The following is a 14,968-nucleotide window of genomic DNA, read 5'->3' on the forward strand; positions in this document are numbered from 1 at the left end:
ATATGGACCCAAGTATAAAGATACCAACTCATTTTCAAATCAAAATTCAAAGCAAAAGTAAAAACATCTTATAAAGTCAAAATTTCTAACTTTATAAGATGTTTATTCGAAAAACTATAGTTTTTTAGGTCTTTCCAATACTTCAGACCAAATGATACCATTAACCACTTCATCTTCTGCAAACCTATACTGGGCATTCGTGCCAGAACTTTGAACTGAATGGGCATTCATTAATTGTTTTAAGCGGTAACGTTTTGTTCTTTCTGATAAATATTTATCAGAAATAATAGCACGTGCTTGTTTCTCAGTTCGTTGTATCTTATTTTCAGTTTCACGATCGATTTCATTACGCACATTTTGTATTCTACCCATTAACTCATCTTCAAGCTCTTTTTGAATTTTGTCATCTTGTTGTTTTTGCTCACGTTTTAATTTATCTGCTTCAGTTTCTCTATGGTTCTGTGTCGATGGGCTATCTTGTTGGGTGGTTTGATTTTCCATCTTCTCAGCACGGGTTTCAACAGGTTTGTCTTGTTGTGGCGAACGTTTTTCTTCTGAAAATGGCCCTTCATTTAATTGTTTTTCAAGATCTGAAAAAGTTTTACCGATTTCTTCAAGAAAACCGCGTTTCTTAGGTTGAGCTTCAGATTGATTAGGTTGCTTATTGATTGGTGGCTTTTGGTTTTTGCGCTTTTTATGACTATCATCATTAATAGCACCAATTATTGTAAAAATGACAGATACTACAAAGATAATAATACCTATATTCATTTAATCACCCCTATTTATTGTTCCGGTGATTCATCATCTTCTTGTTTAGTTCGTTGGTTAATTGAGTTTCTCATACCAGTGTCTGCTTCTACATTTTTAAGGTTATAATAATCTTTGACACCAAGATTTCCTGAACGTAATGCTTCTGCCATAGCTAATGGTACTTCAGCTTCAGCTTCAACAACTTTAGAACGCATTTCTTGAACTTTCGCTTTCATTTCTTGTTCTTGAGCAACAGCCATTGCTCTACGTTCTTCTGCTTTAGCTTGTGCGATATTTTTATCAGCAAGCGCTTGTTCAGTTTGTAAATCTGCACCAATGTTCTTGCTAATATCTACGTCTGCAATGTCAATTGATAAAATTTCAAATGCTGTACCAGAATCTAGTCCTTTACTTAAAACTGTTTTAGAGATGTTGTCTGGATTTTCAAGTACTTGTGTATGATGTTCGCTTGAACCGATTGTCGATACAATACCTTCACCCACACGTGCGATGATTGTTTCTTCACCAGCACCACCAACTAATCTAGCAATATTAGCACGCACAGTAATTCTTGCTTTTGCTTTAACTTCAATACCATTCATCGCAACACCAGCTATAAATGGTGTTTCAATCACTTTTGGATTTACGGACATTTGAACTGCTTCTAAAACATCACGGCCCGCTAAGTCAATAGCTGCGCCACGTTCGAATGGTAAATTGATATCCGCCCTTTGAGCTGCGATATTCGCATCAACTACACGATCAACATTACCACCAGCTAAATAGTGTGATTCAAGTTGATTTGTTGTTAAGTTCAACCCTGCTTTATGCGCTTTGATTAACGGGGCGATAACTTTACGAGGAGAAACTCTACGTAGTCTCATACCCACCAATGTACCAATTCCCACTTTAACACCTGCAGCGATTGCTGAAATCCACAATCCTACTGGTACAAATGAAAATAATAATAATAATGCAATTACGACGATAACTGCTATAATTAATACTCCGATCATACTAATTCTCCTTTATGATTCGATTTCTCTAACAACCACGCGTGTACCTTCTACTTCAAGAATAGTCACTTTTTTATTTCGCAATATAAAAGAACCATCTGAAACTGCATCAATACGCTCATTGTTGTAAGTAATTATTCCTGCTGGTCTTAAATCCGTTGATGTTGTTGCAATTTCTCCAACTAAATGAGAGCGATCTTCGTGTGATGTATAACCTGCTTCTGCATTTGTAGAATCCTTCAATACAACTTTATCTAAAAACGGAATTTTGCGTTTGAAAAACTTCACAAGTATCACCCATTCTATGATTGATAATATTAAAGCTACGACAACGCTAGCAATCATATAAACTAAATTGTCGCCTAAAGTAATAATACTAAAAACAATTAGTGCCATTCCTATAATTCCAATAATTGCACCAACTACAAATAATTCTATGATTACAAATATAACACCAATACCAAATAGTACAACGGAATAGAAATTGACATCCCCTTTTATAAAGAATCCTAAAAAGAAAATGAATAACGCTAATGTGGATATAATACCAACAATATTTATCCTATTTGAGTATAATTGGTACAAGAATCCTAAAAAGATAATACAAGTTAATATCAAAGCACCTATTGGGCTAACAATAAAATCAGAAATACTGTCTACCCAAGTTCCATTTTCAACAAGTTTGGATGAAACGTTTGTATGTATGCTACTCATCGAAGGAATCAATTTATCACCTCGCTCTCCATTTAATTATACATGAAATGAATATATGATTATAGCGTTTACACAATAAAATTCAAATTATTATAAATAAATTGTTTGGAGTTTAATTTCTATTGTAATTTAGAATAAATTGCTTTTAAATAGCTTCAATATAAAAAAATAATAGCCTTAGCTGAAAACTACAACTAAGGCTATTATGGTTTATAATTAATGTTGGTGTTGAGGGAGTCAACGAAACAATTAATTATTTGAATTTACGTTTACGTGCAGCTTCTGATTTCTTTTTACGTTTAACGCTAGGTTTTTCGTAAAATTCACGTTTACGTACTTCTTGAATTGTACCGCTTTTAGAAACCGTACGTTTGAAACGACGTAACGCATCTTCAAGTGATTCGTTCTTTTTGACTACTGTTTTAGACATGTGTATTTCCCTCCCTCCAAATATCAACGAAACTTTATAATCATTACACGGTAATTACCATGTATTTATTAGTATAATATATCTGATTAATGTGGTCAATTACTAAAATTCCAATTTCTTGATTCATTTTACACTACTACTGCAAATCCATGCTTTTGCAGTAGTTATACTTAAAATACTATTAAACTTACATGTTAGATGTAAGACACATGAATACGCCACAAGGGTAGAAATGAGAGTGAAACAGAATCGTGTCCCATCAGAAATATGACATAGGCAATGATTAATTGACATGGAAATATGCGCTAATATCAAACTTATAAAGTCCTACTATAAAGAGTAATAGCGTTTACACACTAGACAAAACACAAGCCACACACTTGGCTTAAGTTCATTCTCATCCAGGAATAATTCAGAAATATTTAATATCTCTCTGTCACTCATCCATTATGATGTTGTTACCACATGTTCAGTAGTATTAGTTGCATGGCTCACTACTCTAAGTACCTCACCTTTATTAATTGGATAATCAGGTTGAATAATCTTAACTTTTACTAGTTCGCCAATCAATGATTCGTCGCCTTCAAATTCGACTTTCATATAATTATCTGCAAAGCCTACCAACGTCCCAGGTGTGCTACCAGCTTCTTCTGGTATCACTTCGAGCACTTCATGGTTAAATTTAGAAGCATAAGCCTTAGCAAGCTGATCACTTAAATTAATTAGACGATGAACACGCTCGTTTTTAATATTTTCATCTACTTGGTTATCCATTCTTGCAGCTGGCGTGCCGATTCTTGAAGAATAAGGGAAGACGTGTAATTCTGAAAATTGATGATCTACGATAAAATCATAAGTTTCTTGGAATTCTTCTTCAGTTTCACCTGGGAAACCAACAATAACATCGCTTGTAACGGCTAATCCAGGTAACGCTTCATGTAAACGCGTTAAACGTTCTGAAAAATGCGCCATCGTATACTTTCTTCTCATTCTTTTTAAAACAGAATCTGAACCAGATTGTAATGGTATATGAAGATGACGAACAACCTTTTCTGATCGTTCAATTACACTGATAACTTCATCTGTTAGCTGACTAGCTTCAATTGATGAAATTCTAATTCTTTCTAAGCCGTTTACTGTTTCTAAGTCTCGTAATAATTGGGCTAAATTATAATCTTTCAAATCTTGACCGTATCCACCAGTATGAATACCAGTTAAAACAATTTCTTTGTAACCCGAATCAACAAGCTTTATTGCTTGTTCAATTACTTTTTCCGGATCTCTTGAACGCATTAACCCACGAGCCCATGGAATAATACAAAATGTACAGAAGTTATTGCAGCCTTCCTGTATTTTTAATGATGCTCGTGTTCTATCCGTAAAATAAGGTACTTCTAGCTCTTCATATGTACGATTTTTCATGATGTTTCCTACACCGTTAATCGGTTGTCTTTCTTTTTTAAATGCTTCAATATACCCAATCAGTTTTGTTCGGTCTTGTGTTCCAACTACCACATCTACACCAGGAATTTCCATTATTTCTGCAGGAGATGTTTGTGCGTAACAACCAGTGACGCAAACTACTGCTTCCGGGTTTTGTCTAATAGCCCGTCTAATCACTTGTCTACTTTTTTTATCACCCGTATTTGTTACAGTACACGTATTAATAACAAACACATCGGCGTTTGTTTCAAAATCAACACGTTCGTAATCTGCTTCTTTAAATAATTGCCAAATTGCTTCGGTCTCATAGTGATTCACTTTACAACCTAATGTATGAAATGCAACTGTTGACATAAATATCACCCCAATAAATCTTTTTGAAAGCTTACCGCACTTAAAGTATATAAAGGTGCTGTTTCAGCTCTTAATATTCTAGGACCAAGACCAATCTGATATGCTGAATTTTCAAATAACTTAATTTCTTCTTCAGCAAAACCACCTTCTGGTCCGAAAATGATTAATACGCGATCACCAGGTTTAAATCTCTGAACAACTGCTTTAAAATTACTTAATTCCCCACACTTAGCAGATTCTTCATAGGCAATCAATACATAATCATATTCATCAATAATACCATAGATTTCTTTTAAATTCGACTTGTACTCTATTTCTGGGATGATTAATCGATAACTTTGTTCAGCAGCCTCTTTTATAATTTTTTGCCAACGTTCTAATTTCTTTGTTATTTTACTATCGTTTAGTTTTACAACTGACCTTTGCATACCTACAGCAATAAATTGACTTGCTCCTAATTCTGTAGATTTTTGGATCATCCATTCATATTTATCAGCCTTAATTAACCCACTACAGAGTGTTATATGTTGTGGCAGTTCTGTATTTATATCAACTGCTTCAATTAAATTTATCCCAATACGATTTGGCTCTATCACTTCAATTTGACATTTATAAACTTTTTGATCTGCAAAAGTAATTATAATCTTATCATTTTTTTGATATCGCATTACATTAGTGATGTGGTGAATATCATTTGAATCTGTAATAAAAAAACGCTGATGTATATCAGCGTTTTGGTCAATAAAATATCTCTGCATTGCTTATTCGCTCACTTTCTGTCCAACGATACATACCCAACCGTTGTCATGATTAATAGAATTGATTTTAAAACCTATGCGCTTCATTTGATTTAAAATTGCTTCATGTTTCTCAACAATAATACCTGAAGTTATAAAATAACCCTCTTTATTTAACGTATTATAAGCATCTTCTATCATTTCTTCAATAATATGAGCTAGAATATTAGCAATAACGACATCAAATTTTTCTGTTTCTTCTGTGAGTAAATTTCCCGGCACAGCCTCAATCGCTGCTTTGCAATGATTTTTTTCAAAATTTTCTTTTGCTACTTTAATTGCCATTTCATCAACATCTAAAGCTTTGATACGTTTTACGCCTAATAAATGAGATGCAATGCTTAATATACCTGAACCTGTTCCAACATCAATCACTGAATCCTCTGGTTTAACAAATTTCTCAATCGCTTTTAGACACATACTTGTAGTAGGATGATCACCTGTACCAAAAGCCATTCCAGGGTCTAATTCAATACACATTTCGTTTGCGTCTTCTTTTTGGTACGTTTCCCAACTTGGGACAATTGTAAATTTTTCAGAAGCTCGAAATGGGTGAAAATAATTTTTCCATTCATTTTCCCAATCATGTTCTTGAATCGTTTGTTGTTCATATTCAAACAATTTAGCATCTAATACTTCAATACTTTTTATTTTACGAATTAATTTATGTTCAAAATCTTGAGTATATTTAATTTTATTAAAATATGCTTTAACTCTAACACCATTAGCTGGATAATCTTCAGGATTTAATTCATAAATCTCACCAAATTTGTCTGTCAGTCCATTTTGAAGATCTTGAGAATCTTCAATTACAACGCCATTTGATCCGAATTCTTCCAAAATATTGGAAATGATTGGTACTGCTTGATGATTTGCAGTGATTGAAATTTCGGTCCAGTTCATATTTTATTCTCCTTTAAAGAATCTTTTTGCTTTATCTTTAAAATTTGAAGGTTGTTCACTTAATGATTCACCATCAATTTCAGCAAATTCTCGTAATAATTCTTTTTGGCGTTCATTAATTTTAGTTGGTGTAACTACTTTCACATTAACGAACAAGTCACCATAACCATAACCATGAACATTTTTGATACCTTTTTCTTTAAGACGGAATTGTTTTCCAGACTGCGTACCAGCAGGTATTGCTAACATAACATGTCCTTTTAATGTAGGCACCTTCACTTCATCACCAAGCGTTGCTTGCGCGATACTAATACTTTGTAAGAAATAGATATCATCGCCATCTCTTTCAAAAGTTTCTGAAGGTTTAACTCTAAATACAATGTATAAATCACCTTGCGGTCCACCGTTTTCTCCTGGTGCACCTTCGCCAGCTAATCTAATTTGTTGCTCATTGTCTACACCTTCAGGTACAGTCACGTTAATTTTAACTGTTTTATTTTCAGTTCCTTTACCATGGCAAGTTGGACAAGGTTCTTCAAATTCTTGACCTGAACCGCTACATACTGGACAAACTTTTTCAGTTCTCACTCGACCTAAAATAGTATTTTGTTCAACTGCTACATGGCCCGAACCATTACAATAGTGACATGTTTTCTTTTTAGTTCCTGGTTTAGCACCTTCGCCATCACAAGTGTGACAAGTTACGTCTTTACGTATGGAAATCTCTTTATCTGTACCAAACACAGCTTCTTCAAACGTTACCGTCATTGTGTACTGTAGGTCATCACCTTTTCTAGGAGCATTCGGGTCACGTTGACGTCCGCCTCCAAAGAATGAGCTGAATATATCTTCGAAGCCGCCGCCGAAACCACCAAAATCTTGACCGCCAAATCCTTGGCCACCAAAACCACCTTGTGGTCCGTCATGACCAAATTGGTCGTAATTGGCACGTTTGTTTTCATCACTTAAAACTTCATAAGCTTCTGATATTTCCTTGAATTTTGCATCTGCGCCTTCTTCTTTATTAATATCTGGATGATATTTTTTTGATAATTTACGGTAAGCCTTTTTTATTTCATCTTTAGAAGCGTCTTTACTAACACCTAAGACTTCATAATAATCTCTTTTGGCCACTTTTATCTCTCCTTTTACATTTTATTAAATCACTTATTAAAAAGGAAAAAGTCAAAGCCAATGTTCAATTGACTTTGACTTAATTTGGCTAAGCAATTGTGTCATATTTTACTATCAATAACAATTAATTAGATAATGACTAAACTTATTTTTTGTCGTCTTGGTTATCATCATCGTTTACTTCTGTGAAATCAGCGTCTTCAACATTGCTATCATTTGAATCACTTGCTTGTTCACCTTGTGCTTGTTGTTGCGCTTGAGCAGCTTGTTCGTAAACTTTAGCAGATAAATCTTGAACTACTTTTTCTAACTCTTCTTTTTTAGCTTTAATGTCGTCCATATCTTCGCCTTCAAGAGCAGATTTTAGAGCTTCTTTTTTCTCTTCTGCATTATTTTTATCTTCTTCGCTGATATTTTCACCTAAGTCAGTGATTGTTTTTTCAACTTGGAATACTAAGCTGTCTGCTTCGTTTCTTAAATCACTTTCTTCACGACGTTTTTTGTCTGCTTCTTCATTTTCTTCAGCATCTTTAACCATACGATCAATTTCTTCATCTGAAAGTGAAGAGCTTGATTGAATTGTAATGTTTTGTTCTTTATTTGTACCTAAATCTTTTGCAGTAACATTTACAATACCGTTTTTATCAATATCGAAAGTTACTTCAATTTGAGGTACGCCACGTGGAGCTGGTGGAATATCAGTTAATTGGAATCTGCCAAGAGTTTTGTTGTCAGAAGCCATTGGACGTTCACCTTGTAACACATGGATATCAACTGCTGGTTGATTGTCTGCTGCTGTTGAATAAACTTGTGATTTAGATGTTGGGATTGTTGTATTTCTTTCGATAAGCGTATTCATACGTCCACCCATAATTTCAATACCTAATGATAATGGTGTCACATCTAATAGCACTACGTCTTTAACATCGCCTGTGATAACGCCACCTTGAATTGCAGCACCCATTGCTACTACTTCGTCTGGGTTAACGCCTTTATGAGGATCTTTGCCTACTTCTTTTTTTACAGCTTCTTGAACTGCTGGAATTCTTGTTGAACCACCAACTAAAATAACTTCGTCAATATCAGAACTTGATAAACCAGCATCTTTCATAGCTTGACGAGTTGGATCCATTGTTCTTCTAATTAATGAATCAGATAATTCTTCAAATTTAGAACGTGTTAAGCTTAATTCTAAGTGTAACGGGCCACTTTCGCCAGCAGAAATAAATGGTAGGGAAATTTGTGTTTGAGATACACCTGACAAGTCTTTTTTAGCTTTTTCTGCAGCGTCTTTTAGACGTTGTAATGCCATTTTATCTTGAGATAAATCCACACCATTTTCTTTTTTGAATTCTGCAACTAAATAGTCGATAATAACTTGGTCAAAGTCATCCCCACCTAGTTTATTATCGCCTGCTGTAGAAAGTACTTCAAACACACCGTCGCCTAATTCAAGGATAGATACGTCAAAAGTACCCCCACCAAGGTCAAAGACTAAAACTTTTTGATCTTGTTCAGTTTTGTCTAAACCATAAGCTAAAGCTGCTGCTGTTGGTTCGTTAATGATACGTTCAACTTCTAAACCAGCAATTTTACCAGCATCTTTTGTTGCTTGACGTTCACTGTCATTAAAGTATGCAGGCACAGTAATAACTGCTTTTTCAACTTTTTCACCCAAATAATCTTCAGCTGTACCTTTTAAGTTTTGTAAAACCATAGCTGAAATTTCTTGAGGTGTGTATGATTTACCTTCCACGTCAACTTTATAATCTGTACCCATATGACGTTTAATAGATTGGATTGTATTAGGGTTTGTGATTGCTTGACGTTTAGCAACTTCACCTACTTGTGTTTCATCATTTTTAAATGCAACAACAGATGGTGTTGTTCTTGCGCCTTCAGGGTTTTGAACTACTTTAGGTTCGTCACCTTCTAAGATTGCTACACATGAATTTGTTGTACCTAAGTCAATACCTATTACTTTACTCATAAATAATTTCCTCCTGTTTGTTTAAAAATTTGGTGTTTTCATCAATAAAAATTATTGATTTACTTTAACCATTGAAGGTCTTAATACTCGATCCTTCAACTTGTAACCAGTTTGTAATTCTTGCGTGATTTCTCCTGATTCAAAATCTGGGTTATCATCTTGAACTACAGCTTGGTGTACATTCGGATCAAATTGTTGACCTTCAGCTTCAATTTTTTCTAAACCGTTGTTTTTTAGGGCGCTCAATAAGCTTTCATAAACCATATCTACACCTTTTTGTAGTGATTTAAATTGCTCATCTTCGCCTTCAATTTGTAAAGCACGTTCAATATTATCTATAGTAGGTAAAATATCATTTAAAACATCTTGTGCTTTATATTCTTTCATCGTTTGATTTTCTTTTTGGATTCTACGCTTGTAATTTTCAAATTCAGCATACAATCTCAAATATTTTTCTTCTTGTTCTTGAACATTGTTTTTTAACTGTTGAATTTCTTCATCTTTAGGATCGATTTCTGTTTCAGTTTCTTCAGAATTCTCCTCCTGCAGATTTTCTTGTGATTCGTCTGTCATTTCCTCAGTATCTTCAACTGAAGTAATTTGGTCTTCGCTAGATTCTTGTTGCATATCTTCAGTTTTTTCGTTTTCTTCGAATACTGATTCATTTTTTTCTGCCATTGTCTGCCCTCCAATACAATTCTTAATTACCAAATCGTATTTAGTAATCGTATTACATTCTGATAATTCATTGCTGTTGGTCCGATAACAGCGATTTGACCTTTAAGTCTATCGTCAATGTGATATTGCGTTGTGACGATAGAAATGTCACTTAAACTTGATTCAATTTCGTGTCCAATCTTAACATTTATTGATGAATTTGACATTTCATCAAGCAACTGAGTAATCTTATTTGATTCGATATACTGCAATATAGGTTGAATAGATGCCACGTTTGATTCATTTAACGCATCAATTAGTTTAACCTTTCCACCCATATAAATGCCATTACTTTGATTATCAAAATGAACTTCTATCGTATCTAGCATATCTTTTATAAAATCTTTTTCAAAGTCTGATTTTACAAAAGCATTAAGTTCATTTTCAAAGCGCTGGTTGTTTAATTCATTATAGGTCGCAGTCACAAAGTTAGCTATATTCGTCAATTCATCACTCGATAAGGGCACCTTAGATACCAAATGCAAATTTTCCACATGACCTGAAGTAAAAACAACAACCATAATGACCAAATAAGCATTTGCTCGAATCAAGTGAATGTTATTAATAATATCTTTTTTGTGATTTGGACGCATTACCAACGTTGTATATTGAGAAGCGATTGAAAGTTCATTTGCAAATTCGCTCAAAGCTGAGGAAATATCATAATGGTTTTCCACCAACAATTCTCTTAAACGTTGCATTTTTTTGTGTCGATGATGAGATGTTTGCTGCAATAATTGATTCACATAGTATCTGATGCCTGACTCTGATGGAGAACGTCCTGATGAAGTATGTGTTTTCTCTATTAAACGAAGTTCTTCTAGTTGTTTCATCTCATTTCTAATAGTAGCAGGACTAACATTTAATTTATGTCGTTCAATCAGTGTTTTTGAACCAATTGGTTGACCTAAATCAACATAATCTTCAACAATTGCATTTAAAATGCTCAATTGCCTATCACTAATCATGTTATTCACCTCATTAGCACTCTTCTGTTTCAAGTGCTAATTATAATTTATCAAATTGGTCAAAGTAAGTCAACGTTAAAGGCTCAGTTTTTCAAAAAAATTAAACATTTAATAAAAATGATTCAAACACTAGATTCCCTATTACCTTTCCTCTTTCTGTCAATGAGATATACCCACCATTATCGAGAATAAGTTCACGTTGAAGTAAATCTTGTATTGCTTCACTATATACATCGTCCACCGTTTTATTAAATTTTTGATAAAAACGTTCTCGGTTAACACCTTGGTTCATTCTTAATCCTAGAAACATTTCTTCTTCCATTTGTTCATTTTCTGTAGGGTAAGTTGAATCTAGGATAGGTCTTTCATTATTTTGTATTTTTTTAATATAATGGTTTACTGGGTTTACATTATTATAACGTTCTCCATTAACATAACCGCTCGCTCCTGCGCCAAATCCGTAATATCCTTCGTTTTTCCAATAAACTTTATTATGTTCAGATTCGTGTCCTGCTTTACCAAAGTTTGAAATTTCATATTGATGCAATTCAGATTGGTTCATTCTATTTAATAAATACTCATACATTTCTTCCCCGATATCTTCATTTGGAATTTTTAACTGTCCCTTGCGATACATATTATAAAACTGTGTTTTAGGCTCTAAAATCAACCCGTAACTAGAAATATGATCAATGTCCATAGATAGCGCTTTTTCTAAACTATCTTTAAAGTCTTCTAAAGTTTGTTTTGGTAAGTGATACATTAAATCTAAACTTATTGAAGGAATACCAACTTTTCTAGCATTAGTTACCGCATTATAGATATCTTCAGTTTGATGTGATCTACCTAAAATTTCTAGTAATTCAGGTTTAAATGTTTGAACACCCATAGAAAGTCTATTAACACCATAATCTTTCAGAAGTTGAACTTTATCTAGCGTCAATTCGTCTGGATTAGCTTCAAAACTAAATTCACCTTTAATCTCAAATATATCAGTGATAGCGACTAATAGTTTTTCTAACTGCTCATGTGACAATGCAGTAGGCGTTCCCCCGCCAACAAAAACTGTATCTAATGTTCTAACTTCACTTTGGTTCATTTCCGTAATCAAACAATCTAAGTATTGGTCGACTGGCTGGTTTTGTATAAAGTATTTATTGAAATCGCAATAAGTACAAATTCTCACACAGAAAGGGATATGAATATATGCGCTTTTCACTTCCATTTTGCGATCACCTTCTTTCATAAATAAAATTTAATGAATATAACAAAAAACTGGGGCATAAATCGAATGGATTTAAGGCCCCAATGTTAAATTTATATTAATCTTCGTCCATTTTAAGCACTGCTAAGAAAGCATCTTGAGGAATTTCTACGTTCCCTACCGCTTTCATTTTTGCTTTACCGGCTTTTTGTTTTTCTAATAATTTTCTTTTACGGCTGATGTCGCCACCATAGCATTTCGACAATACATTTTTACCCATCGACTTAATGTTTGTACGCGCTATGATTTTTTGACCAACTGCTGCTTGAACAGGTACTTCAAATTGCTGTCTTGGTATTAGGGTTTTTAATTTTTCGACTAACGCCTTACCTCTTTCGTAAGCAAATTCTTTATGAACTATGAAGCTAAGTGCATCAACCTTCTCGCCATTTAACAATATGTCCATTTTGACTAAATCACTTTCTTTATTATCTATAAATTCATAATCAAATGAAGCATATCCTTTTGTATTTGATTTAAGTTGGTCAAAGAAATCAAATACGACTTCTGATAAGGGGATTTCATATATAATATTAACTCGAATATCATCTAAATATTCCATGTTAATGAATTGACCACGTTTACGTTGACATAGTTCCATAACAGCACCTACGTAATCATTTGGTACCATCATAGTCGCTCTTACAAACGGTTCATATATTGTATCAATTTGATCTCTTTCAGGCATATGCGCAGGATTATCAACAGAAATTTCATCGCCATTTTTCATGATACATTCATAAATCACTGACGGCGCTGTAGCAATAAGTTCTATCCCAAACTCACGTTCAATACGTTCTTGGATAATCTCCATATGTAACATACCTAAGAAGCCTGTTCTGTAACCAAATCCTAGCGCTTGAGATGATTCAGGCTCAAATTCCAATGAAGCATCATTTAATTGTAATTTTTCTAACGCTTCACGCAAGTCATTATAATCTTTATTATCTATTGGGAATAAACCACAAAAAACCATTGGGTTCATCTTTTTATAACCTTTTAAGGGTTCTGCGGCCGGACGTTGCACATGTGTAATCGTGTCCCCAACTCGAGAATCATCCACATTTTTAATATTGGCGATAACATACCCGACATCACCAACTGTTAAAGCATCTACAGGTAATTGTTTCGGTGTGTTGAAACCTACTTCAGTTACTTCAAAAGATTTTCCTGTAGCCATCATTTTTATTTGATCTCCGTTTTTCAATGTGCCTTCAACAATTCTGATGGAAGATATAACACCTCTGTACGGATCATATTCAGAATCAAAAATTAGCGCTCTCAACGGTGCTTCCGGATCGCCTTCTGGTGGAGGAACTACTTCTACTATTTTTTCTAATATATCTTCAATACCAATATTCGATTTTGCACTTGCTAAGACAACATCGTCTTGATCGAGACCTATAACATCCTCTACCTCTTGTTTCACACGTTCAGGTTCTGCTGCTGGTAAATCGATTTTATTTACAACTGGTAATAATTCCAAATCATTATCTAATGCTAAATAAACATTAGCTAATGTTTGAGCTTCTATACCTTGAGCAGCATCTACAATTAAAATTGCACCTTCACAGGCTGCTAACGATCTAGAAACTTCATAGGTAAAATCTACGTGTCCAGGTGTATCAATTAAATGAAATGTATATGTTTCCCCGTCTTTTGCATCATATTTTAAACGCACAGCATTTAACTTAATTGTTATACCTCGTTCTCTTTCTAAATCCATGGAATCTAATAACTGTGATTGCATTTCACGTGATTCGACGGATTTAGTGTTTTCTAAAATTCTATCAGCTAACGTGGATTTACCATGGTCAATATGTGCGATAATAGAAAAATTTCTTATATTTTCACGCTTACTTAAACGATTTTCTTTATCCATGTATTATCATTCTCACTTTCATAATTCTAGCCCGTAAATATGTATGACATTCTTTGATATAATAACGTTTTTGTTTACTAATTGCAAACTTGTGATAACCAAGTGTAATATTTAAATTAAAGTATTTAAATTCAACTTCCAAACAAATTTAAAAGTTGAATTTGTTCTATTATAAATATTATTGTAACATTTATCGCGTGTTTACGCGCCTTATTATAAATAAATGATTGCAGAAAGTTGCTTGTTTTGATAAAATATTTCTTGTTGTAATCAAATTATTTTTGATAGCGAAGATCACACTTTTAGGAGGTGACAGACATGCCAAACATTAAATCTGCAATCAAACGTGTTAATTCAACTCGTGTAACTGAGGAACGTAATATTTCACAAAAAAATGCAATGCGTACAGCTGTTAAGAGAGCTCATTCAGCAATCGAAGCAAATGCTGATGACAAATCTCAATTAGTAAGCTTTGCATTGAAAAAAGTAGATAAAGCTTCTCAACGCAACTTAATACATTCTAACAAAGCTGCTAGAATTAAATCTTCTTTAATGACAGCTGCTAAATAATTAAAAGTTCAAGCATTAGCTTGAACTTTTTTA

Annotated in this window: 14 protein-coding genes; 1 reads left to right on the top strand and 13 read right to left on the bottom strand. The window is 33.7% G+C overall.

Annotated elements, in window-relative coordinates:
* Window positions 1–114: 114 nt before the first annotated feature.
* The 13 genes from KA900_RS06840 to lepA form a co-directional block, all read right to left on the bottom strand.
* Window positions 115–771: a hypothetical protein gene (locus KA900_RS06840; RefSeq protein ID WP_103372994.1), complete on the bottom strand. Its 657-nt coding sequence runs from the start codon at window positions 769–771 to the stop codon at window positions 115–117.
* Between the two features lie 14 nt (window positions 772–785).
* Window positions 786–1,769 (bottom strand): flotillin-like protein FloA, encoded by a 984-nt coding sequence (floA, locus tag KA900_RS06845; protein ID WP_170006877.1) that lies wholly within the window; start codon window positions 1,767–1,769, stop codon window positions 786–788.
* Between the two features lie 12 nt (window positions 1,770–1,781).
* Window positions 1,782–2,483 carry an NfeD family protein gene (locus KA900_RS06850; RefSeq protein WP_096809432.1) on the bottom strand — a complete coding sequence of 234 codons (702 nt, stop codon included), beginning with the start codon at window positions 2,481–2,483 and terminating at the stop codon, window positions 1,782–1,784.
* Between the two features lie 253 nt (window positions 2,484–2,736).
* Window positions 2,737–2,913 (bottom strand): 30S ribosomal protein S21, encoded by a 177-nt coding sequence (gene rpsU / locus KA900_RS06855; protein WP_002483157.1) that lies wholly within the window; start codon window positions 2,911–2,913, stop codon window positions 2,737–2,739.
* 447 nt (window positions 2,914–3,360) lie between these two features.
* Window positions 3,361–4,710 (bottom strand): tRNA (N(6)-L-threonylcarbamoyladenosine(37)-C(2))-methylthiotransferase MtaB, encoded by a 1,350-nt coding sequence (mtaB, locus tag KA900_RS06860; protein ID WP_115342131.1) that lies wholly within the window; start codon window positions 4,708–4,710, stop codon window positions 3,361–3,363.
* 5 nt (window positions 4,711–4,715) lie between these two features.
* Entirely contained in the window at window positions 4,716–5,468 is a 753-nt protein-coding gene (locus KA900_RS06865) for a 16S rRNA (uracil(1498)-N(3))-methyltransferase (RefSeq protein ID WP_096809426.1), read from the bottom strand.
* A gap of 3 nt (window positions 5,469–5,471) precedes the next feature.
* The gene (prmA, locus tag KA900_RS06870) at window positions 5,472–6,410 is read right to left on the bottom strand and encodes a 50S ribosomal protein L11 methyltransferase (protein ID WP_210139406.1); all 939 of its coding nucleotides are present in this window, start codon (window positions 6,408–6,410) and stop codon (window positions 5,472–5,474) included.
* Window positions 6,411–6,413: 3 nt separating this feature from the next.
* Entirely contained in the window at window positions 6,414–7,544 is a 1,131-nt protein-coding gene (gene dnaJ, locus KA900_RS06875) for a molecular chaperone DnaJ (protein ID WP_096809421.1), read from the bottom strand.
* A gap of 145 nt (window positions 7,545–7,689) precedes the next feature.
* Entirely contained in the window at window positions 7,690–9,534 is a 1,845-nt protein-coding gene (dnaK, locus tag KA900_RS06880) for a molecular chaperone DnaK (protein WP_096809418.1), read from the bottom strand.
* A 51-nt stretch (window positions 9,535–9,585) separates the two neighbouring features.
* Window positions 9,586–10,212, bottom strand: a complete 627-nt coding sequence (grpE, locus tag KA900_RS06885) for a nucleotide exchange factor GrpE (protein WP_119488172.1) — start codon at window positions 10,210–10,212, stop codon at window positions 9,586–9,588.
* Between the two features lie 26 nt (window positions 10,213–10,238).
* Window positions 10,239–11,219: a heat-inducible transcriptional repressor HrcA gene (gene hrcA / locus KA900_RS06890; protein WP_096809412.1), complete on the bottom strand. Its 981-nt coding sequence runs from the start codon at window positions 11,217–11,219 to the stop codon at window positions 10,239–10,241.
* Between the two features lie 100 nt (window positions 11,220–11,319).
* The gene (gene hemW / locus KA900_RS06895; RefSeq protein WP_115342129.1) at window positions 11,320–12,444 is read right to left on the bottom strand and encodes a radical SAM family heme chaperone HemW; all 1,125 of its coding nucleotides are present in this window, start codon (window positions 12,442–12,444) and stop codon (window positions 11,320–11,322) included.
* A gap of 97 nt (window positions 12,445–12,541) precedes the next feature.
* Window positions 12,542–14,365, bottom strand: a complete 1,824-nt coding sequence (gene lepA, locus KA900_RS06900) for a translation elongation factor 4 (protein WP_096809406.1) — start codon at window positions 14,363–14,365, stop codon at window positions 12,542–12,544.
* Between the two features lie 318 nt (window positions 14,366–14,683).
* Here lepA and rpsT point away from each other — a divergent pair, with 318 nt between their 5' ends.
* The gene (gene rpsT, locus KA900_RS06905; protein ID WP_096809402.1) at window positions 14,684–14,935 is read left to right on the top strand and encodes a 30S ribosomal protein S20; all 252 of its coding nucleotides are present in this window, start codon (window positions 14,684–14,686) and stop codon (window positions 14,933–14,935) included.
* Window positions 14,936–14,968 lie beyond the last annotated feature (33 nt).

The sequence above is a fragment of the Staphylococcus sp. GDY8P120P genome (genome assembly GCF_017892065.1).
In the GTDB taxonomy this organism is placed as follows: Bacteria; Bacillota; Bacilli; order Staphylococcales; family Staphylococcaceae; genus Staphylococcus; species Staphylococcus nepalensis.